21 protein-coding genes are annotated in these 20486 nt (G+C 39.3%); 9 read left to right on the top strand and 12 right to left on the bottom strand.

Annotation, left to right across the window (positions count from 1 at the left end):
* Positions 1-93 precede the first annotated feature (93 nt).
* The 4 genes from FNH22_RS22985 to FNH22_RS22970 all read right to left on the bottom strand — a co-directional run bounded on the left by FNH22_RS22985 (position 94) and on the right by FNH22_RS22970 (position 5466).
* Positions 94-519: a hypothetical protein gene (locus FNH22_RS22985; protein ID WP_143400802.1), complete on the bottom strand. Its 426-nt coding sequence runs from the start codon at positions 517-519 to the stop codon at positions 94-96.
* A 174-nt stretch (positions 520-693) separates the two neighbouring features.
* Positions 694-2391 (bottom strand): gliding motility-associated C-terminal domain-containing protein, encoded by a 1698-nt coding sequence (locus tag FNH22_RS22980; protein WP_143400801.1) that lies wholly within the window; start codon positions 2389-2391, stop codon positions 694-696.
* A gap of 227 nt (positions 2392-2618) precedes the next feature.
* Positions 2619-3059 carry a GNAT family N-acetyltransferase gene (locus tag FNH22_RS22975; protein ID WP_143400800.1) on the bottom strand — a complete coding sequence of 147 codons (441 nt, stop codon included), beginning with the start codon at positions 3057-3059 and terminating at the stop codon, positions 2619-2621.
* 100 nt (positions 3060-3159) lie between these two features.
* Positions 3160-5466, bottom strand: a complete 2307-nt coding sequence (locus FNH22_RS22970) for a penicillin-binding protein 1A (protein WP_143400799.1) — start codon at positions 5464-5466, stop codon at positions 3160-3162.
* A 235-nt stretch (positions 5467-5701) separates the two neighbouring features.
* Between FNH22_RS22970 and FNH22_RS22965 the strand changes: the two genes are divergently transcribed.
* Positions 5702-6751: a M42 family metallopeptidase gene (locus tag FNH22_RS22965; protein WP_143400798.1), complete on the top strand. Its 1050-nt coding sequence runs from the start codon at positions 5702-5704 to the stop codon at positions 6749-6751.
* Positions 6752-6797: 46 nt separating this feature from the next.
* Positions 6798-7379: a carboxypeptidase-like regulatory domain-containing protein gene (locus tag FNH22_RS22960; protein ID WP_185154368.1), complete on the top strand. Its 582-nt coding sequence runs from the start codon at positions 6798-6800 to the stop codon at positions 7377-7379.
* Positions 7380-7399: 20 nt separating this feature from the next.
* On the opposite strand, the gene FNH22_RS22955 is transcribed toward FNH22_RS22960, so the two are convergent.
* On the bottom strand, positions 7400-7924 hold the full coding sequence (locus FNH22_RS22955; RefSeq protein WP_143400796.1) for an anti-sigma factor: 525 nt from the start codon (positions 7922-7924) through the stop codon (positions 7400-7402).
* Positions 7925-7926: 2 nt separating this feature from the next.
* A complete protein-coding gene (locus tag FNH22_RS22950; protein ID WP_143400795.1) occupies positions 7927-8481 on the bottom strand; it encodes an RNA polymerase sigma factor in 555 nt (184 codons plus the stop codon).
* A 190-nt stretch (positions 8482-8671) separates the two neighbouring features.
* On the opposite strand from FNH22_RS22950, the gene FNH22_RS22945 reads away from it, so the two are divergent.
* The 4 genes from FNH22_RS22945 to FNH22_RS32115 all read left to right on the top strand — a co-directional run bounded on the left by FNH22_RS22945 (position 8672) and on the right by FNH22_RS32115 (position 11268).
* Positions 8672-9025, top strand: coding sequence for a DUF6249 domain-containing protein (locus tag FNH22_RS22945; RefSeq protein WP_143400794.1), 354 nt, complete (start codon positions 8672-8674; stop codon positions 9023-9025).
* 228 nt (positions 9026-9253) lie between these two features.
* On the top strand, positions 9254-9700 hold the full coding sequence (locus FNH22_RS22940) for an Hsp20/alpha crystallin family protein (protein ID WP_143400793.1): 447 nt from the start codon (positions 9254-9256) through the stop codon (positions 9698-9700).
* Between the two features lie 663 nt (positions 9701-10363).
* Complete coding sequence (locus tag FNH22_RS22935) at positions 10364-10801, top strand: Hsp20/alpha crystallin family protein (RefSeq protein WP_143400792.1); 438 nt, start codon at positions 10364-10366, stop codon at positions 10799-10801.
* 290 nt (positions 10802-11091) lie between these two features.
* Positions 11092-11268, top strand: coding sequence for a hypothetical protein (locus tag FNH22_RS32115; RefSeq protein ID WP_185154367.1), 177 nt, complete (start codon positions 11092-11094; stop codon positions 11266-11268).
* Between the two features lie 328 nt (positions 11269-11596).
* Here the strand turns inward: FNH22_RS32115 and FNH22_RS22930 are convergent, their stop codons facing one another.
* The 3 genes from FNH22_RS22930 to FNH22_RS22920 are packed head-to-tail and all read right to left on the bottom strand — an operon-like array spanning position 11597 to position 15525.
* On the bottom strand, positions 11597-12661 hold the full coding sequence (locus FNH22_RS22930; RefSeq protein ID WP_143400791.1) for a lipocalin family protein: 1065 nt from the start codon (positions 12659-12661) through the stop codon (positions 11597-11599).
* Positions 12662-12721: 60 nt separating this feature from the next.
* Positions 12722-13066, bottom strand: a complete 345-nt coding sequence (locus FNH22_RS22925; RefSeq protein ID WP_143400790.1) for a 5-carboxymethyl-2-hydroxymuconate Delta-isomerase — start codon at positions 13064-13066, stop codon at positions 12722-12724.
* Between the two features lie 59 nt (positions 13067-13125).
* Complete coding sequence (locus FNH22_RS22920; protein WP_143400789.1) at positions 13126-15525, bottom strand: ABC transporter permease; 2400 nt, start codon at positions 15523-15525, stop codon at positions 13126-13128.
* Positions 15526-15781: 256 nt separating this feature from the next.
* Here FNH22_RS22920 and FNH22_RS22915 point away from each other — a divergent pair, with 256 nt between their 5' ends.
* The 3 genes from FNH22_RS22915 to FNH22_RS22905 all read left to right on the top strand — a co-directional run bounded on the left by FNH22_RS22915 (position 15782) and on the right by FNH22_RS22905 (position 18038).
* A complete protein-coding gene (locus tag FNH22_RS22915; RefSeq protein ID WP_143400788.1) occupies positions 15782-16405 on the top strand; it encodes an NUDIX hydrolase N-terminal domain-containing protein in 624 nt (207 codons plus the stop codon).
* Positions 16406-16552: 147 nt separating this feature from the next.
* The gene (locus FNH22_RS22910) at positions 16553-17446 is read left to right on the top strand and encodes a hypothetical protein (protein ID WP_143400787.1); all 894 of its coding nucleotides are present in this window, start codon (positions 16553-16555) and stop codon (positions 17444-17446) included.
* A gap of 73 nt (positions 17447-17519) precedes the next feature.
* Positions 17520-18038, top strand: coding sequence for a GNAT family N-acetyltransferase (locus FNH22_RS22905; RefSeq protein WP_143400786.1), 519 nt, complete (start codon positions 17520-17522; stop codon positions 18036-18038).
* Between the two features lie 4 nt (positions 18039-18042).
* Here the strand turns inward: FNH22_RS22905 and FNH22_RS22900 are convergent, their stop codons facing one another.
* The 3 genes from FNH22_RS22900 to FNH22_RS22890 are packed head-to-tail and all read right to left on the bottom strand — an operon-like array spanning position 18043 to position 20485.
* Entirely contained in the window at positions 18043-18420 is a 378-nt protein-coding gene (locus FNH22_RS22900; protein ID WP_143400785.1) for an iron chaperone, read from the bottom strand.
* Positions 18421-18462: 42 nt separating this feature from the next.
* The gene (locus tag FNH22_RS22895; RefSeq protein ID WP_143400784.1) at positions 18463-19902 is read right to left on the bottom strand and encodes a DASS family sodium-coupled anion symporter; all 1440 of its coding nucleotides are present in this window, start codon (positions 19900-19902) and stop codon (positions 18463-18465) included.
* A gap of 4 nt (positions 19903-19906) precedes the next feature.
* Positions 19907-20485 (bottom strand): hypothetical protein, encoded by a 579-nt coding sequence (locus tag FNH22_RS22890; RefSeq protein WP_143400783.1) that lies wholly within the window; start codon positions 20483-20485, stop codon positions 19907-19909.
* Position 20486 lies beyond the last annotated feature (1 nt).

Genomic DNA, 20486 nt, shown 5'->3' with positions numbered 1-20486 from the left:
TATTTTCATTCTGTGCCCGGATTGATAAAGAGTTCATGGCAGCGTTGATAAATATCTTTTTCGGCAACTGTTATTTTGACAAACTCACATTGATTAATACTCATATAGAATTCGGTCATCGAAGTTTTCAAGATTTAGCAATACACTGTTTCCTCCTGCCTGTAGCTGGCAGATATTAAAAGAGATCTCTTTTGATATTACTGCATCACAGAGCTCATCGTTTTTTAATGACAGCCTTACGTTTCTTTGTGGAGGGTTCGATTCGAGAATTCCTTCAGAGGCAATTAATTTTAATTCCCATGTTTCGCCGGAGCATCCACTAGAGCTATAGCTAATTTTCAAACTGTCCCCTTCAACAGTTGCATTGCTAATAGTTAGTCCATCTTTTGGAGCTTCTTTATATTCTTTAGTGCTTATTACAACGTTTGGATCACAATTCCGCGTATTTATATCGTCATCTTCCTCGCAAGATATAGCGACAACTGAAACAATTATCAGGCTAAAAATAAGTTTATTCATTTGTTTTGATTTATGTGGGACTTACTAATTAATCAGACACTTACCTTTGAGAAATAGTTGTAATAAACTCAAATGCATAAGGTACCCGAGGTAGAATTGAAAAACGCGTAAAGACGAACAGATGACGGTCAAGGGTAGGACATTTAAGCCCTCAAGCCGGATTGATGGGATTTTTTAATAGAGAATCGATAGGGTCCCTTTATGACTAGAGCCGCAAACGTCTTTTATAAGATAAAAGTATATCCCTGAGGGCAAGTTGCCACCATTCCAATCATTCTGATAATTTTGGGATCTGTAAACGGCCTTTCCCGATCGTTGGAATATGCTTATCGATGAACCTAAAAGTGCACTGTCAATTTCAAATGATTCGTTGATCTTATCATTATTTGGTGTAAAAACATTTGGGATCATCAAGTTGGTGAAATTGGGAATTACTATAGCTACGGTATCCTTAGCAGAACCACAATCATTTTTCACCAATACCGAATAAACGCCTGTTTCAATTACTTTTAATGTAGGACTATCAGAGCCGTCCTGCCAGGTATATACAGCATCTGAATGGGTTGCATCCAGGATAATGTCGTTATCGTCACAGACTGTTCTGTCCTCCCCAAAATCCACAGTCGGTGTTGTTTGAAATGATACCTGCACAGTATCACTATCCACACCACATGTATTTTGGACGGTAACCCAATAGCTTCCGGACTGGTCAATTGTGAGGGTTGGATTTTTAGAGCCATTTTGCCATGTATATGTCGCTTCCGGCGAAGTAGCATCTAACAGGACTTTAACATCATTACAAACGATTCGGTCCTGACCCAGGTTGACAGAGGGTGGCGCTTGATAAGAGATACGAACTGTATCGCTGACAAACCCACACGTATTTTCTACTCTTACCCAATAGGTTCCCGGCTTATTGACCAGGTAGTCCGGGGCTGTAGAGCCATCCTGCCATAAATAGCTGACCCCTGATAGTTTATGTGGATCAGGGTCTAGCATAAGGACTTGATTTTTACATATACTTATATCGCTCCCCAATTCAATTCTTGGAGTAATACAAGGTTCAAATTGACTTATACCCCTGATAAGCTGTCCAGCGAATTCCGAACTTAAATGAGTACTTCCGATGAAACTGACTGAATTATTTGCTATGGAATACTTACGAAGATTTCTGTTTTCAGTAAAATAGATTTGATTGTTGTCAACAGTGAAGTCCTGAACGGATAGGTAAGTGCTTTTATAAAGTAACCTTGGACTTGATGAAGCGCCGACACTATTAATATCTAATACATAAAACTCTAGAAAATTGGCGCCTGGCGGAGCACCATCGGAAATATAGAGCATATTTTCTGAAAATGCCATTGCGTCAATGTCCGGGTCCCTATTACTTGTTAATATTTCAGTTAGAAACTGACATTCTCCGGTAGAAGGCTCTACTTCTACTATGGATTCCGAATAAAAATCATTGCTGGCAGTACCTCCGTTAAGACTCACTCCGGCATATAATTTATTGGTTGTCGCATTATACGCTAAGGCTTCTACCAATGGAATTTGCCTTCCGCCAAGGGTTAATGGACCGATATTTTGAACATCACCATCTTTTGAAATGCTTATGAGAGACGGAGCGTTTCCACTGGATTTTATACAGTAATGCAAACCATTGGCGGTATTATAAGTCAGGTCTGAAATGATCTCACCTTTTGTGAAATTCTGCAATTCTTTATGAATGACAGCTTCACCTGTTAAGTTATTGATCCGGACTAGATTATTATCTACTACCCCTATTAGTTCAATATCTTGAGCTATTGCTATTTTCAGGTGGAACAATCCAAGGACCAGAACAATCCAGATGTAAGCGTTGAGGGCTGTCATAATCTCCGATACTTATGATTAAGTGGTGAGAATAGTGATTATTATACTTTCTTAAAGTTAATTCATAGGCATTTATGTTACAATCTAATAGTAAACCTTTAAGCTGTGGAAATACTTTCGTTTGTTGGGGTCAGATATCAAAAAGGGCGGAGTGACAAAAAAGTTCTATGCTTTGTTCAACTTCTCTTTGCGGTTTGGGTAATCATAGTAATTGCTATAGCGTTCATCTATCTCAACTCCATATGCAATATAGGGTATGGCTTTCCCAGAGAATCCAACTCAGAGCGAGCAATAACCTTAAAACCTAAATGTTGATAAAACCCAACGGCCTGGTCATTATCTTCATTGACATCTACTTTAGTGATGTCAAGTTGTTCTACGGCATATTCTAAAAGTATTTTTCCAATACCTCTTCCAAATGATTTAGGATGAACAAATAACATTTCTATTTTATCTCCGGCCACCCCTAAAAAACCGGTGATCTTTCCTTGACCATCTCTAACACATCTTAAGTCAACCGCCTTAAGGTACTCATTTAGAATTAGTGGTTTAAAGTATTCGATATCGGCTTCCTTTAAAAAAAGATGAGTTGCTCTTACAGAAGCTTCCCAGACTTCTACAACTTCCGGGTACTCTGGTTCTTCTATTTTGTCAATGATGTATTTCATTATTCGTTTTCAATTGATTATCAAAGGAGCATAGGAGGGCAATGGCTGTAATTAACAATTTACAGTGTGACTATTTTGTTTTAAACGGAAGGGTCCCTTTTCATTCATCCTTCTTCTTTTTCTTAAAAATAGACCCAATTTTATCAAAAAAACCTTTTTTCTTTTCACCAAACTCCTTCTTCTTTACCTTCTCTTTTTTTTCAATACCAAGGAGGTTTTGCAAGAAATTTTTATCCTCTTTGGAGTTTACACAATCCAATTTGCGCGCCAGTGAAGCTGGCAGTGGAGTAAAGCGGGCTTTACTTATGTTAGATAGTCCACGGTCTGAATTGATCTTTTGAAACATCCTGGCGAAGATGGGTAAGGCCATATTAGCACCAGAGCCAAGACCGGTACTCCGGAAACGCACGCGAGGGTCATCTGCACCTACCCAAACACCTACTACCAGGGCTGGGTTATAGCCTATAAACCAGCCATCGGCGTTTGACTGAGTGGTACCTGTTTTACCTGCCAGTGCATTCTTTAAATGATATGTCCGGCGTGCCCGAGAAGCTGTACCTGAGTTAACGACCTCTTGCAACATGGCATTGATCATCATAGCAGTACCTTCACTTAGTACTCGTTTTGGTGTATCGTTCTTGAATTCGGCTAATACGTTGCCACTCTGGTCTGTAATAGAGGTGATAATCCTGGAATCAGAATACGCACCGTTATTGGCAAATACACTGTAGGCCCTGGTCATTTCCAACAAGGAGATAGAAGGAGTACCTAACGCAACCGAAGGTACCTCCGGTATAGTTGATGTAATGCCTGACTCACGGGCCAGTGAAATGGTTTCACTGAGTCCTGTTTCTTCCATAATTTTGACTGTCACGGTATTGACAGATTGTGCCAGGGCGCCTTTGAATGAATATTTCAGTGTATTTTCTTTACGATCTGCATTGTCAGGTGTCCAGTCTTTCATATTGGTATACACCGTACGGGCTGCGGATACATGTTTGCAAGGGTCTGATCCGTTTTCCAGTGCCGCGGCATAGACAAAGGGTTTGAAGGTAGAACCTACCTGTCGTTTGGTCCTCTCATCAGCATGATCATACTGAAAATAGTCGAAATCGATACCTCCTACCCAGGCCAGAACATCACCATTTTTTGGGTCCATTGCTACTACACCTGCATGAAGCAAATTCAGGTAATGTTTGATAGAATCCAGCGAAGAGAGTTCCTTCTCAGTGATATTTTTCCATGAAAATAAAGACGTTGGATGCTTCTTGTCCAGCTCTTTCATGATCTCCTTTTGTGATAGTCCGGCCCCCTTCATTTTCTGATAGCCTGGATGTTTATTCAATGCACTTTGTAATATGGCCGGATCATCGTCCCACGGGTTTCGGTTTTTCCAATGGGTTTCAAAAGCCGATTGTAGTGACGTCATGTGTTCGCGTACTGCTTGCTCTGCATGGCTCTGCAGGCGTGAGTCCAGTGTAGTATGTACTTTAAGCCCGTCCGTATATATATTATAGCGACTGCCATCCGGTTTAGGGTTTACTTTTATCCATGCTTCCAGTTCCTTTCGTACCTTTTGTCTGAAATAAGCTGCCAACTGTCTTCTTGACTTTTTCTTTTGATAATCAATGATGAGCGGCCTTTGTTGGGTTTGTTGCAGTGCCTTATCGTCAATGAACAGGTATTTGTGCATCTGGGCCAGCACAACATTTCTTCTTGCCAACGATTTTTCCGGGAATAGTCTGGGATTGTAAGTATAATTGGCTTTGAGCATTCCGATTAAAACAGCTGCCTCTTCCAACGTTAATTTTTTCGCGGATTTATTGAAAAACCTCTTAGCGGCTGTTTCAATACCGTATATATTCTCACCAAAAGGCACTGTATTAAGGTAAAGTGTCAGGATATCTTTCTTGGCATATACGTTTTCCAGCCGGTGGGCGAGCAATGATTCTTTGACCTTGATCACCGGTATGGTCCAGATGCTGTTTTGCTCACGTGGGAAAATATTTTTTACCAATTGTTGGCTGATGGTGCTGCCACCGCCACCGCTACGGTCCTGAAGTATTACCGTTTTTATAAGTACACGTACCAGGCTTCTGTAGTCGATACCATGATGGCTATAGAAACGCGTGTCTTCCGTAGCTACAAGAGCATCGATGGCATGTTTTGATATGTCCTCAAAGTCAACACTGGTTCGTTCCTGAATGTGGAACTTGCCAATGATCTTACCGTCTGCGCTGTAAATTTCTGTAGATAAATTGTTTTGTATGTTTTTAAGTTGTTCTTCACTTGGCAGTTCACCAAACAATCCTCCGGCTACCAGAAGTATGAAAGCTACACCCATGGCTGCCAGTATTACTACAAGTTTGAGCAAAAGTTTAAATGCCTTTCCAAGTACGCCTTTCATCTGATTTACTTCACTTATTTTGAGTTCATTACTTGCTAAGTAACGTCAAAAAAAGCTGGAGAAAGATAAGCCTCATTAATTTTTTTGAGTGTTATGAACAGATTTTTCCGTTTGATTTTGTTCTATATTACAACGGGCTGGATTAAGGAAATAAAACGGGTTCAATACCATTGAATTGTACTTTTTTAGATAACATTGATCCAAAGAAAAAAGTAATTATCAGTATCCTTGTCCTATGAGTGTAAATGTAAGTTTATTAAAGAAAATATGTGAGGCCGCCGGAGTGCCTGGTTATGAATCTGAGGTCCGGAATCTTATTATACAGGAGGTGGAACCTTTGGTGGACAGCTTAGAGATAGACAACATGGGAAACGTGATCACCATGAAAAAAGGGCAGAGTAGCGAAAAGAAAGCCATGGTAGGTGCACATATGGATGAGATAGGGTTTATCGTTACACATGTGGACGATAAAGGCTTTGTACGTTTCACCACGTTGGGAGGTTTTGATCCTAAAACACTTACAGCGCAACGTGTGGTTATTCACGGTAAAAAAGATGTATTGGGGGTGATGGGTACCAAACCCATTCATGTGATGACCGCAGAAGAACGTACCAAAATGCCCAAAGTGAAAGATTTTTATATTGACCTGGGTATGTCCAAAGAGCAGGTAGATGACATAGTAAGTGTTGGTGATCCTATCACCCGGGACAGAGAATTGGTAGAAATGGGAGAGTGTGTGAATTGCAAGTCCATTGATAACCGTGTTTCTGTTTTTATTCTCATAGAAACATTGCGAGAGTTGCAAACAGTGCCCTATGATGTTTATGGTGTTTTTACCGTTCAGGAGGAAGTAGGTATCCGCGGGGCAAATGTTGCAGCTCATACCATCAACCCTGATTTCGGTTTTGGACTGGATACTACTATTGCCTATGACCTTCCGGGGGCTCAGCCGCATGAAAAAGTAACCTCACTGGGTGAAGGCACAGCTATTAAGATCATGGATGCTATGACAATATGTGATTATCGAATGGTCGATTACATGAAAAAGATAGCTGACGATAATACGATTAAGTGGCAACCCGAATTACTGGTAGCAGGAGGAACAGATACAGCCGGTATCCAGCGTATGGGTAAGAATGGATCTATTTCAGGAGCAGTTTCTATTCCTACCCGTCACTTACACCAGGTAATTGAAATGGCACATAAAGAGGATATTGAAAACAGTATCCGGTTATTGAAAATGTGTCTGGAAGGCCTGGACACGTATGATTGGTCACATAAATAATGCACTAATGGAAGCGTTGAGGTATTTGATATTAATGGTTCTGATAATGACATTCGCAGTAAATACCTTGCATGCTCAGCAACGTATTAATACTGTACGGATAACAGGTGCTGTGGTAGATTCTGATGATTTTAAAGAGATGCCTTATGTCAATATCCAAATTAAAAACAGCCGTCATGGCACGTCAAGTGATAACAATGGCTATTTCTCTCTATTCATAGCTCCCGGAGATACGTTAGTGTTTACCTCTATTGGATATCATGAAGGTGTTTTTATTATGCCTTATGATGTGAAAGGTACTGAATATTCGTTGGTTCAATTGATGGCAAAAGAGGCTATATGGTTAAAAGAGGTAGTGGTTTTCCCCTGGCCAACACTGGACAATTTTAAAAAGGCTTTCTTTGACATAGAGCCAAAACGCAACATGGACGACCTGATTTTTGAAGTACAGCGTGAAACGAAAAAAAGCGTGGATGATAATCGGATGAATGATTATTACTACGAACAAATGCGCTACAACCACCTGTATCAATTGAACCGGGAGGTGCCACCCAACAACTTTTTAAACCCGATGAGGTGGTCAAACTTTATTAAAGACCTTCGGTCAGGGACTTTTAAAGAGAAATAATTGACCGGGTCGTTTTCGGATTATTGGCCATTCATTAACTCAGCTCTCCTTCTTATGAAATAAGGGCGTAATAAAGCTCTATCCAATAGCAGCAAGGTAACGATCATTATAGAGAATAAACTTCCCTGTGTAATAAAGCTTAGTGGTATACTTTGGAAGTCATGAGATATGGTGCTAGATAAGTAGGTTTTGGATAGATCCAAAAACCAGTTAAAGTCAAGTTGTACCATGAAATCAGAATTATAATACGACCCAACGATTATGCCAATGGCAGCTAAAAGCACTAAAAAGATACGCTTGAAATTATAAGCGGGTACGTGTTCGGTATTGGCTTGCAACTTATTCCACACCTCATCTGTAAAAGATGCTGCCGTTTCTTCGATTGTTTCAAACACCAGACTATCGGCAATTTGCAAATCTTTAAGGCGCTTTTTTAATTCCGGGTCAGCCTTACAGGCTTTTTCTATTTGGACGGTCTGTTCAGGAGCTAGTTCTCCATCCAGATAGTCCATCAGCATTTCATCCGTAATATTATCTGCTTCCATCACTATAAAATTAAAGCTTCTTCTTGTAAAATCAGTTTCATATATTTTGCTAATTTCTTCCTGGCTCTGTGAAGTTTTACTTTTACCAGATTTCCCTTTATACCGGTTACTTCAGCAATTTCTTCCAGTGACAGTTCTTTCAGGTAAAACAGTGAGATTACAGACCGGTCCTGCTCATTTAACAAAGCCAATGCTCGTCTTATAAACTTTTTACGATCTGCCAACTCTAATTCGGATACAGGAACTTCCCCAATTCCTGCTATCCTGTCAATGTCTTCCTTTTTAACCTTTTGCTTCCGGCAGTAAGTAATAGCGGTATTTGTGACAATTTTATAAAGCCATGTGGAGAACTTTGCCTTCCGATTAAATTTGGGTAAATGTCGGAAGGCTTTTACAAAACTATCTTGTGCTGCTTCCTCAGCTTCCTCTCTATGATTTAAGATATTATAAGCGAGCGTGAAAGCGTAATCCTTATACTTATTAATAAGGATTTTGTATTGGCTATTGTCCCCCGCCAATATTTTATCAAGAATGATGTCATCATTGATGTGATCCACACGCCTTGGACGATGATAGTTTCACATAAGTTACACTGTTAAATAAGAAAGTTTGATATTGTTGTCAACAAAAAGAATTTTGCAATCTCACACAAAGCATAGCTGAAATTTTCTAACGGGACTGTAACCTGTTGTCAAAAGGAGAGGTCTAATCCGAAAATGATGTTCAAAAACTAAAATAAATACAAAGATGGAAGTAGAAATAATAGGAGTTTTTATTCCGATAGTAGCGATCATAGGTTTGATCATAATGGTGATCAACCTCAGAAAATATGAGAATGAAGAAAGAATGAACATGATAGATAAAGGGATGAATCCCATGGACTTGAAGAAGATACCCAATAATACGAATTGGTCATTACGATTCTCACTACTTCTAATAGGTTTGGGGTCAGGGTTGTTGGTAGGGTATTTTCTGGATTCATTCACTCGAATGGAAGAGGTGGCCTATTTCTCCATGATCCTCATATTTGGAGGGATAGGATTAGTAGTTTCATACCTGGTAGAAGAAAAGAAAGCAAAAAACGAAAGAAACCGGTCTTAAATAATCAGAACTTGTTTTAAGTGTTAGGAAGTAACTGAATTGATCAATCGAAGTATTTGACAGGGCATAAGCTTGATGTGTGTCAATTTGGCATTTTTTTACAGTGAAAATTTCAAAAAAAAGACATTATGTCTTCTTTTGAAGATAGAAAAGATGATGGAACGTCGTTTGTTATTCTATAGATAAATAAGAAAATTTTAAAGTTTCATCATTTAAACAGTAATTATCATGACGTTAGTAAGGACACATCGTAACGAATTTCCGTCATACAGCAGTTTGTTTGACGATTTCTTTAACACGGAATTAGGAGATTGGAGGCGAAATAATTTTTCCAGAAGTAATACGACATTGCCCAAAGTGAACATCCTGGAAGATAATGATAGGTTTATTGTGCAGATGGCAGCCCCGGGAATGAATAAAAAGGATTTCGATCTGAACCTGGACCAGAATATTTTGACTATCTCATCGGATAAGAATGAGGAGGCAAGAGATGAAAACCTAACATATTCTAAAAAAGAATTTGATTACCAGGCATTCCAGAGGTCATTTACTTTGCCCGATAGCGCAGATGGCGAAAAGATAAATGCGAAGTATGAAAATGGTATTTTGGCGATCTCTATTCCCAAAAAAGAGGAGGCAAAACCAAAGCCGCCTAAAACAATAAAAATTTCATAGGTAGAGCACAAGGGGTAATAAACAGGGCAGGTAATTCATTTTGCCTGCCTGTTGCTTTGAGTAATAGGTGACTTTCCCAAATATAAAGCGTGAGAGATCAGGCTTCTGGTGGATAATCGTAATGAGACTTTCAATATTTTGGGAGTCGGGCTTAAAGATATTGATGAAAAGACAGTAAAAGGCTGGAAATAACAGGTAGGTGTGAAGAATTGCAGACAGGCAGGCTAAACAGGTATAAAGAAGTACAGGAAGATTTCATATAACGAAAATAGATAATGACGATACTGGAAAAAGTTGACCCGCAAAGAACCGTAAAAAATAAGCAAGGTAATGTGCGTATCGAAGGAATCTATGAACATCTACCGGACACTAAATTTTATATGTTGGGTTTTTAATAACCCGATGTCAAAACTTCTTGAAAGGGCTTTATGCCCGCTTTTTTGTCATATTTTGAAATGTTAGAGGGTGACAGGCCTTAATTCTCTGTCATTTTTTCAGCCTTAAAACAGAAATATGGTATTTACTTGTATTGGCATAAGGATTGTTCTTAAGAAGTGAGTCGCGACTCACTCTGTTTATAAGAGTTAAGTTTTGATAGTCTCGATGCTTCATGCGTTGGGATTACAGTTTAGTCAAATTGTTTAACTGTTAAAATTTAGTAAAATGAACATTGTAAAAAGAAGTAATTTTTCTCCTTCAACATCATTCTTTGATGATTTTTTGACAAGAGACCTATTCGGTTGGTCCGGATGGACGAATGAAGGCACTATAATGCCAAGATCCAATATTTTAGAAACTAACAATGACTTTCGTGTGGAAGTAGCAGCACCTGGCTTGAGTAAAAAGGATTTTCAGGTGAGTCTTGACAATGATATGTTGACGGTGCAAACTCAAATCTCTGAAAACGCACAGCAGACAGAAGACCAAAATTATACACGGAAGGAATTTAGCTATCAATCTTTTAAAAGGTCTTTTTACCTTCCCAATACCGTAGAAGTTGAAAACATTGAAGCAACTTATAAGGACGGTATTCTTCGACTTGTCATTCCTAAGAAGGAGGAAGCAAGGAAAAAGCCTGTAAGGACCATTTCAATCTCTTAGTGAGTATTCCTCCATGGTTGAATTTTAGTTTAGAAAGTAGTGGGGCGTAGATATTCGCCCCATCTGCGTCTAATGATTTAGACCTGTCAATAGCAGGATATAGTGACACATTTTGAAATTGTAGACTAGGTTGAATTAAAACCGGTAACCCAAAGATGAAAGTTACCAGATATACATTAAGGTAAATTTTTAAGCAAAAGCATAATTAACTTAAGTGTGATATGTATTTGGCGTAACAGTCATCCGGATTCGCCCGCATCATAATGTTAACTTTAATTGAAATTGACCCTATGAACAAAACATCATTTCTGGATTACTATAAAACGATTTTAGAAAAGGTAAGCTTTGATGATTTATTGTTAGCCAAAGAATACCAAAAGGCGAAAAGTATCATTGATCAATCCCAACATTATCATCTCGATGATTGGATGTATAGGACCGGGCTAATCAATAAACTGAGAACATAAAAGAACTGGTAATTAAGTAGTGGTCATCAAAAGTGACCACTTTTTTTGAGTAACAAACTCAGAAGAAAATATTCAGATATTAAGGTTCTACAAGGAGCCTACATAATATGAACCTTAGTCATCAGAAAGTACGTGTAAGCTTCCCCTAGTTAAGAATATTAAAATTTCCTTCATTTTAAGATTGTGAATGGTACGAATAAAAATCACTTGATCTGTAATCTTACATTTCCATTTAATGGTCTTGCACCTTTGTGAGGTAATGAAGAAGGCTTATTAGAGATTTACTGGTAGATGATAAAAATATTAACCGCTGAAATCATCTGATTAATTATTGAAAGAGATGACGATTGGTCATTTCTATGTAAGAATTACCCTTTATGGGCTTACCGGCCATTTCTCCTTCTACCCGACACATCCCCTCCCAATAGCGTAATTTATGAATGGGAGTGAACTTAAGGGTCAGTTCCTGGTCCGGAACTACGGCCTCTATGTCTACCGAAAGGTCCAGTTTGGGGATATTTAATTGCCATTTAATCGGGTAGCGTATTTTTGACTTATTACTCACCCAGTAGTTTTTCTCTCTTAAAAAGATTTCTTCAGGTTCTATATGGATAATTTCACCATCGCTTTTTATATAAGACCCACCGTATATTGTATCTTTTTGAACTGTATTGTATAGTTTGTAGATCATTAATTCAGAAGAAGGGCCTTCGAACTGCACGGACACCCAGTCCCAAGCCAACTCTCTTTGCCATACATCAATACAGTTCCACTGGCGATCATACCATAACTTGCCACTGACATGTAATGTATCTTCATTAAGCATAATTTGACCCCGGGCATCCAGGTCTGGATAACTGTAGTAGCCTGCTTTAGCATATTTACCATAAACTTCATAACCGGAAGAATCATGAAAAACCGGTGCAGATGTTGTAGACGTGTTTAATGCAATAGCTACATCATGCTTTCGCATTTTTCCGGATAAGGTATAGTTACCTTTCATTCCTTCCAATGAATAACTTCCCTTACCTTTATTTAATTCAAATTTGAAAGGAAGTTCAGGCTCGAGTACTGTTTTCAAAGGTGTAATGTGGTAATCATAGTAAAATGCCTTGTTTCCCTCATCTGTCAGTGCAAAGTTGACCATCATATAGTCTTTTTTGTTTCTGGGGTTGAAGTGGAAAAAGACGTATTCCAATCCGTAGTTTTTACCTGTTTTTTCATCTCTTAAATGGCCGGTGTAGTACCACCATTCCAAAGAGTTTTTGTAGTGAACAGCTTCATCCCTGTCCAATGTAGCCTGCTTATTATATACGTCATTTCCACTGTAAGGTACAAACTTACATGCCGAGCAAAGACTGAAACTCAGCCAAAGGTAATATCTGCTTTTCATGCACTTAAAACGAATGAACGGACATTATGTTCACGAGAAAAACGGCAGTTAAAATGATAGTTAAACCATTGACTTCTTGCAATAATTCTTTTTCTCAAACTCCTGAATATTCATAGAAATAACAGGTACTAAAGGAAAAATTGATTTCAACTGTGATACTACTTTTGTAGACAGGTCTTTCTGTTGGACGTCAGTTCTACCCTCCATGATGTAGCCAAATACATGTATGAAGCTATCAGGTTTGCCCGCAACAATAAAATGCGCATATGGCCTGATCCTGACTTTTATATCGCCGGGCGAAAAAAGTCCTGTAGCCTCAGCTGTGGAATATACAGCTTGCATAAGGTCGTCGGGTGATTGTTTTTGTAATATGTCTTCAGAACAGTCTATAATGAAGTGTGGCATAGTTGAATGAGATAGTTGTAAAGTAACGTGGCCTTGTTTAAAAAAAGTTCTTGATAATATCATTCATAACGCAACGCTTTTACAGGGTTTTCCCTGGAAGCTTTAATCGTATGATAGCCTATGGTAACAAGTGCAATGACTAACGCTAGTATGGCGCCTAAAAGAAATGTTAATGGACTGATGCTTACCTTAAATGCGAAATTGGTCAGCCAGGATTCCAATATGAAATAGGTGACCGGGCTTACCAAAACAAAGGCCAGCATGATAAGAAGTGTGAAGTTTCTTGACAAAAGATAAGTGATCTGAAACCCGGATGCTCCAAGTACTTTTCTGATGCCGATTTCTTTTATTTTACGTTTCGTAGTTATGGAAGCCAGCCCAAACAGACCCATGCAGGCTATGATGATAGCCAGTACTGCCATGATAGTTACTACGGCACTCATCTGCTCGTCCGATTTATATAAATTGTCAAAGTGCTCGTCTAAAAAAGTATATTCAAAAGGCCAGGTATCAATTTGAGCCTCCCAGATGTTTTTTACTTCTGCAATTGCCGCAGGTATATCTTCTCCCTTTACCTTTACTGACATTTCATCATAGCCCCAGGCTGAATGTACTACCATAGCTAATGTATTTACCTTATGATGCAGCGAATTAAAATTAAAATCTTCTGTCACACCAATGATAGAACCAAGTGAGTCGTCAGGGTACCAGCTATGTGCGGCTGCCGTGCCTACAGGGTCTTTAAGCCCCAATTCTTCGGCCAATGATTCATTAATGATATAAGCCAGGCCATCATCTGTGCTATGTGCTTTTGAAAAGCTGCGCCCATCCTTTAACCTGATCCCGTAAACATCCAGGTAGTCAAAATCAACGGCCACATTAGAAGGCGACATTTCGTACAGCCCTGTATCTGTTTTGACTTTAAAACCCCATTGATGAAAATTATTTCCTATACGCTGGCCTGATGCGGTTACACCTTCTACATACTTACTTTTCAACAGCTCAGTTTTCAAGGTTTCAAATTTGTCGTTAGCTTCTCCACTCATTTCGATCAGCATCATTTGGTTTGTTACGAAACCGACATCTTTATTCCTCATGTAGCTTAGCTGTTTTACCACTACAAGTGTACTGACGATCATGCCCAATGCCAGCCCGAATTGAATAACCACCAAAGCACTTCTATAAATGGATTTTCCACTACTGCCTGCGCTACCCTTAAGTGCTTTTATAGACTTTACCGCAGTCATATAGAGTGAAGGATACAGGCCGGCAAGTACACCTAGTAGCAGAGAAGTTAATGCAATAACACCTATGGCTATTGGGTTCTCCAATAAAGAAAGTAATGATAATTGACGCCCTATCACTACGTTTAGCCAGGGTATGAATACAAGGTTAAGTACAATGGACAGAAATAACGCAAATATGGCCATTAGAATAGATTCGAGAATAAACTGATAGAATAACTGTTGTTTGAGGGCTCCAATAGCTTTTCGAACGCCTATTTCTTTCCATCGATGGGATGCCCTTGCTGTGGTCAGGTTCATAAAATTAACACTGGCAATGATGAGGATAAAGAGACCGACCAATGTAAAAATGTCCAGATAGTCACCATTGAACTTACGGTAGTTATTATAATCATGCTCTATATCCATTGACCCGAGGTGTACCTCCGATAACGGTTGAAGAAACAATGAATAGTAGTTAATAACTTCTTCACTTTCCATGTGCCGGATCATGAAATCATCAAACTTAGATTCCAGGTGTGCCAGATCTGATCCTGGCTCGATGATCAGGTAAGTATTCAGAAAGTTAGACCCCCATTGGTCATTGAATTCCGGTTCTTCCCTGGTAATGTCTGTCATGGATAAAAGTGCATTGTATTGCAAGTGCGAGGTTTCAGGTACATCTTCCAGCACGGCGGTAATTTTCAGTAGTTGATCGCCCATAGAAAGCGTATTACCCAGTGCTTCCTGTGGGGTATTAAAAAACTTAAGCGCTGTTTCTTTGGTAAGAAGCAGAGAGTTGGGCTCATCCAAAGCACTTTCACGGTTTCCGGCTGCTAACTTAAAGTCAAATATTTCAAGAAAAGTACTGTCCACCATTACCGTATGTTCTACAGTGAGTTGTGTCGTTTCTTTTGTGAATAGTCGTGTCCCTCTGTCCCAGTAGCGTGTGAAATTGGTTACTTCAGGAAAGTCGTTTAACATGGAAGGCCCCATTCCTGGCATGGATAAAGCTACTTTCTGCTCTTCGGTACCGGTGAAATTCTGTACTTCATCCAGTCGGTATATGTGCTCTTTCTTGGAATGGGTGCTGTCAAAATTTACTTCATCGTTAATAAAAAGATAGATAACAATACAGGCAGCTATGCCAATGGCCAGGCTGAAAACATTAATGAAAGAATACAGCGGACTTTTAGTAAGATTGCGAAAGGCGGTAAGCAGGTAATTTCTAAGCATAGCAATGGGTTTTGAACAGTTAGTAATTGTATTGACGTTCAATGAGCCTATAGGATGGACTTATCTCCGTGACTTGTAGTAAAGTATTTCTCACTAAACGAAGCAATACTAGTAGAGTTACTGAGTACCTTTAAAAAGGTTACTAAAATTGCAGATTAGTAGTCATTTTAGTGTTTAAGTATTAATGAATGAAATTTCAAGTACCAAAATATAACGGCCTGTACTTTCGATAATTTACCTGTATCAAAAACATATTATGTCGGAAACAAAAGAATTGGAACTCATCAAAAGAATTAAAGCATTGGCGGATATTGGACTTGTTTATACAGAAAATAACTATGACCGAGAGCGCTATGAGGAATTAGCTTCTATTAGCCTTCAGCTGTTGAGCACAGTTTCAGGGAAACCGCTTACTACACTGGAAAGTTTTTTTATGCCCGGTAAAGACTATCAGACACCGAAGGTGGATGTCCGGGGGTTGGTGATAAATGAAAAGAAGGAAGTGCTATTGGCCAAGGAGAAAGTAGATGGAAAGTGGTCCATTCCAGGTGGTTGGGGAGATATCGGTTATTCTCCTTCAGAGGTAGTGGTGAAAGAGATCGAAGAAGAAACCGGCTTAGTGTCAAAGGTATCCAGATTACTGGCTGTTTATGATAAAAAGTGTCACCCGCATCCTCCTGAACCGTTTTATGTTTATAAGCTGATTTTTTTGTGCGAGGTGATAGGAGGTGCAATTACACCAGGGTTTGATATAGAAGATGCACGTTACTTTAGCATAGAAGGATTACCTGAACTATCTGAAAACAGGATATTGAAATCTCAAATAGAACAACTATATAGCAGCGCTTTGAACGGTAATGGTAGCGTACATTTTGATTAACAATAAGTTGCATTTTTAACCGGTCTCGGCAAATCCCTGGTCTGTTACCCTGTCTTTCAAGATACACTTTTTGGACTCATTCAAATAATAAGAACAAAAAACTTCTTATTTTGAATAAATTAGTTCAATTAACTCACGGATCAGGTTTTGGGATTTAATAGATTTTCAGCGGTTTTTAACCACCTTTTCTCTGAAAAGCGACTATCATTTGAAGATAATCGCATCTATCTCATATTCAATATAGCCGTTTTAATGGCCATCTTAGTGGTGGCGGGAATAGCCATCTTTTTGTTGAGTATTGAGGCCATTTCATCTTTCTGGATTTGTGTGGGGGAAATCATCGTATTTTTCGTACTCCTCTTTATGCATATGAGGGGGCATTATACAGTTTCCAGGTATGTTTTCTTTGTTTTAGCCATTTTAATGCAGTGTTATGGGAGCTTGTATCATGGCGAGGATGGCGGGTTTGATTTCTTATTTTTGGCTACTGCTCTTTTACCGGTGTTGTTTTTTCAAAAGAAAGCGTATTACTTTTCACTATTCGTTTTTAGTATATCATGTTATATAGCTATAAAAACATTATATGATTCCATAGCACCGATAATGCCCCTTGAAAGGCAGGCAATACCCTATTATTCAAATATTTTCATAAGCAGTTTACTGGTTTACTTTGGCTACGGCCTTTTCAAATCCGCACATTTGAATTATGAACGTAAACTAAAAGCGCAAAAAAAGTCGATAAAGCAACAGAAACAAGCTTTATTGGGAGTAAAAGATCAACTGGAAGAACTATTGGAAGTTAAAGCCAGAACCATAAAAGAGCAAAATCAGAACATGATCAAGTATGCCTATTTAAACTCTCATAAAGTAAGAAGTCCTCTTGCACGTATCCTTGGACTAGTGAACCTTACTAAGTTTGAAGATCTCAATGATGAAGATAAACGCAAATATTATTTTGATGAATTAAAAGCCAATGCCAAGGACCTGGATAATGTCCTGGCAGAAATAAACCAGACGCTAAGCAGTAATATAGGCCAATAACTTTTCAACTTTTTCCTATTCCATAAATCTGTAAATTTTACCGGATTGTCTGACTATCTGGCCTAATTCAACAATGAAATCAGTACATGACATAATCACCTTAAGACAAGCAACCATACAAGACTTGGACCTTCTATCCTATTGGGATGAACAGCCCCACGTGATTGCCTCAGACCCTGATGATGACTGGGATTGGGATGTTGAACTGAGGCGTTACCCGAGTTGGCGTGAGCAGTTAGTGGCTGAATTAGAGAGGCGGCCAATAGGTTTTATACAGATCATTGATCCCGCCTTGGAAGACACTCACTATTGGGGTAAGGTGCCTCCAAATCTACGAGCCATAGACATCTGGATAGGGCTTGAACAAGATCTGGGCAAAGGCTATGGCACTCAAATGATGTGTTTGGCGCTGGATCGCTGTTTCGCGACTTTAGAAGTTACTTCAGTATGGATAGATCCACTTGCTACGAATATCAAAGCGATTAGATTTTATGAAAGGATTGGGTTTAAGTTTGTTGAGCCCAGGCGATTTGGTATGCAGGATTGCATGATTTATCGATTTGATCGTGAAGATTGGGAACAGAACAAGTAATACGCTAGCAGCCAATATCCTTTCCATCTTTCCAGTATTGTACTGCCCGTTCCAGGAATTCATCGATACGTGTTTTTTTTATGGATAGAGACTTTTTGAAACGGATACAGCCTTTGCCTGTGTCCAGGCCGTTGAGTAAACTTCTGTCAGGGTCAATTTTGTTTGCATCACCTACGTACAAGCTTACATAATTTTTTTGAGCGTTAAGGTGGAATGCAACCCCTTGTTCATTGCCATAACTTAGCATTTTGTAATTTATAGCTTCTGTGAAGTCAGGAGCTTTTAGCTTGATGAGTGACCTTAAAGTTTCAAGCTTTTCTTTTCTCCAATCAGGCTCTAGCATTGCCATGTACTCCCTGGGTGTTTTTGCTTCGTATTGCATGAGATTTAATGTATTAATATAAAACTACCTATTAATCTCTTGTCAAAAGACCAGCGGTACCAGTACCTTACCTATTATTACCAGTATGATGATGCCCAATACATTAAGGATCGCTCCCGCTCTTACCATATCTTTAATTTTGATATGACCGCTGGCAAAAACAATGGCATTGGGTGGAGTGGAAATGGGCATCATAAAGGCGCAACTTGAGGCAATCGTTGCAGGGATCACAAGGTAGAGCGGGTTTATGTCCAATCCGTTTGCCACGCCTATAATAACCGGTATAAAAATGGTGACTAATGCCACATTACTCATTAACTCAGTCATAAACAGTACCAGTGCAGTTACAATAGCGATAAGGCTTAACAAACCCAGGTCACTGTTATCAGCGACGTATTGTCCTATTAATTGTATTACACCCGACTTTTCCATGCCTTTTGCCAGACACATCCCACCTCCAAATAATATCAAAATACCCCACGGTAGTTTGATTGTATCTTCCCATTTCATGAGAAACTGGTTTTTCTTGAAATTTACCGGTGTAACAAACATCAATATTCCGCCCGCCATGGCAGTAGTAGCATCGGAGAGGACAGGTGCCCCAAACGCTGCATTGATGTTTTGTTTGAAGATCCAACATAAAGCCGTCAGTAGAAATACCATGGTCACTAACTTTTCTTCTTTCGAAAAGCTTCCTAATGAGGTCAGTTTTTCCCTGATTAACTGATCTGAACCTTCTATTTCTCTGATCCCATTGGCAAAAAGCACTTTAGTGATTAGAAAATAGGTACATGTCAGAATAATGGTTCCGGCAGGAATGCCAATAATAAGCCACTCTGCAAAAGCCATTTCAAAGTCTGCAAATTCTTTCAGGTAGCCGGTCATGACTACGTTAGGAGGTGTTCCGATGATGGTCATAGTTCCACCGATATTGGCTGAATAAGCTATGCTAAGCATAAGGCCCAATGCAAATCGCTTATTTGACTTATTCATCTCCTGATCGCCCAGGAGCAGTTGTATTACAGAGGTAGCAATAGGTAACATCATAACCGCTGTGGCAGTATTGCTGATCCACATGCTTAACAATGCCGTGGCCAGCATGAACCCTAAAATAATGCCATTGCCGGACGTGCCGGTAAAGCGTATGAGGTTCAACGCAATGCGTTGATGCAGATTGTGTTTTTCAAGTCCAAGAGCTATCATAAAACCACCCATAAACAGGAATATGATGGGGCTGGCATAGGGTGCGGTAGATTCACCTACAGAAAATATACCCAGGTAGGGGAGAAGGACAAGCGGGAGCAAAGCAGTAACCGGGATGGGGGCAGCATCTGTAACCCACCAGGTGACCATCCAAAGGGCTAAGGCCATTACTTTCCAGATGTTTTCATTAGGAGGCTCACCTATTAATAGTAGAAGGCCAAATAAAGCCGGACCCAAAAAGAAACCAATCACTTTAGTAGATGATATGCTTTTACTCATAGTATTAAGACGGTAATGCCAGGAAAAACCCTGCCAACGAAATATAACCGATAATAAGTAAAATATAATGGAGTAGCCGGGTATTGTTCCAGTAGGCCGCTGCCAGAGACAGTATTACTCCTGCCCCCCGGATCAGGTTTTGCATGAATACATTTCCTACATCGGTGTAAACAAAGGAACTGATGATAGTGGTTATGAAATAAGAGGCTAAAAGAGTAAAGAACCATCTTGCATTTTTATAAAAATGTTCTTTCATATCCACCTTCTGATGGCTTTTGAAGTCCGGGAAAAGTATGACGCTTAACAGGTGAAAAAGGAAAATAGGGATCAGTGAATAGAGAAAATAATAAATACTTTCGTTAAGCATAGCCGTACGCGGCCAGATGCCCCACCAGTTTTGCATAAATACCAGAAATGCAAAGATGGTCCAAAGCAAGTGTTGCCAATACCTTTTTATCATGGCCCTGTTCCTTAGCATTGATCCCCAGCCCATGAAATACTCCGCACCTACATATCCGAAAATAATAGCAATGAATACAATAAGATATTCTGTATGGGTGAACCCCTTGATTACATCAGGCATA

The organism is Fulvivirga sp. M361 (assembly GCF_007097395.1).
Classification (GTDB): domain Bacteria; phylum Bacteroidota; class Bacteroidia; order Cytophagales; family Cyclobacteriaceae; genus Fulvivirga.
This window is presented reverse-complemented; position numbering and strand designations above follow the sequence as displayed.

Coding starts and splice junctions, on each gene's coding strand:
- FNH22_RS22980 (WP_143400801.1), bottom strand. CDS start 2,391: ATGACAGCCCTCAACGCTTACATCTGGATTGTTCTGGTCCTTGGATTG.
- FNH22_RS22905 (WP_143400786.1), top strand. CDS start 17,520: ATGAAATCAGTACATGACATAATCACCTTAAGACAAGCAACCATACAA.
- FNH22_RS22915 (WP_143400788.1), top strand. CDS start 15,782: ATGTCGGAAACAAAAGAATTGGAACTCATCAAAAGAATTAAAGCATTG.
- FNH22_RS22930 (WP_143400791.1), bottom strand. CDS start 12,661: ATGAAAAGCAGATATTACCTTTGGCTGAGTTTCAGTCTTTGCTCGGCA.
- FNH22_RS22940 (WP_143400793.1), top strand. CDS start 9,254: ATGACGTTAGTAAGGACACATCGTAACGAATTTCCGTCATACAGCAGT.
- FNH22_RS22970 (WP_143400799.1), bottom strand. CDS start 5,466: ATGAAAGGCGTACTTGGAAAGGCATTTAAACTTTTGCTCAAACTTGTA.
- FNH22_RS22890 (WP_143400783.1), bottom strand. CDS start 20,485: ATGCCTGATGTAATCAAGGGGTTCACCCATACAGAATATCTTATTGTA.
- FNH22_RS22895 (WP_143400784.1), bottom strand. CDS start 19,902: ATGAGTAAAAGCATATCATCTACTAAAGTGATTGGTTTCTTTTTGGGT.
- FNH22_RS22985 (WP_143400802.1), bottom strand. CDS start 519: ATGAATAAACTTATTTTTAGCCTGATAATTGTTTCAGTTGTCGCTATA.
- FNH22_RS22965 (WP_143400798.1), top strand. CDS start 5,702: ATGAGTGTAAATGTAAGTTTATTAAAGAAAATATGTGAGGCCGCCGGA.
- FNH22_RS22960 (WP_185154368.1), top strand. CDS start 6,798: ATGACATTCGCAGTAAATACCTTGCATGCTCAGCAACGTATTAATACT.
- FNH22_RS22955 (WP_143400796.1), bottom strand. CDS start 7,924: ATGGAAGCAGATAATATTACGGATGAAATGCTGATGGACTATCTGGAT.
- FNH22_RS22925 (WP_143400790.1), bottom strand. CDS start 13,066: ATGCCACACTTCATTATAGACTGTTCTGAAGACATATTACAAAAACAA.
- FNH22_RS22975 (WP_143400800.1), bottom strand. CDS start 3,059: ATGAAATACATCATTGACAAAATAGAAGAACCAGAGTACCCGGAAGTT.
- FNH22_RS22900 (WP_143400785.1), bottom strand. CDS start 18,420: ATGCAATACGAAGCAAAAACACCCAGGGAGTACATGGCAATGCTAGAG.
- FNH22_RS22945 (WP_143400794.1), top strand. CDS start 8,672: ATGGAAGTAGAAATAATAGGAGTTTTTATTCCGATAGTAGCGATCATA.
- FNH22_RS22920 (WP_143400789.1), bottom strand. CDS start 15,525: ATGCTTAGAAATTACCTGCTTACCGCCTTTCGCAATCTTACTAAAAGT.
- FNH22_RS22935 (WP_143400792.1), top strand. CDS start 10,364: ATGAACATTGTAAAAAGAAGTAATTTTTCTCCTTCAACATCATTCTTT.
- FNH22_RS32115 (WP_185154367.1), top strand. CDS start 11,092: ATGAACAAAACATCATTTCTGGATTACTATAAAACGATTTTAGAAAAG.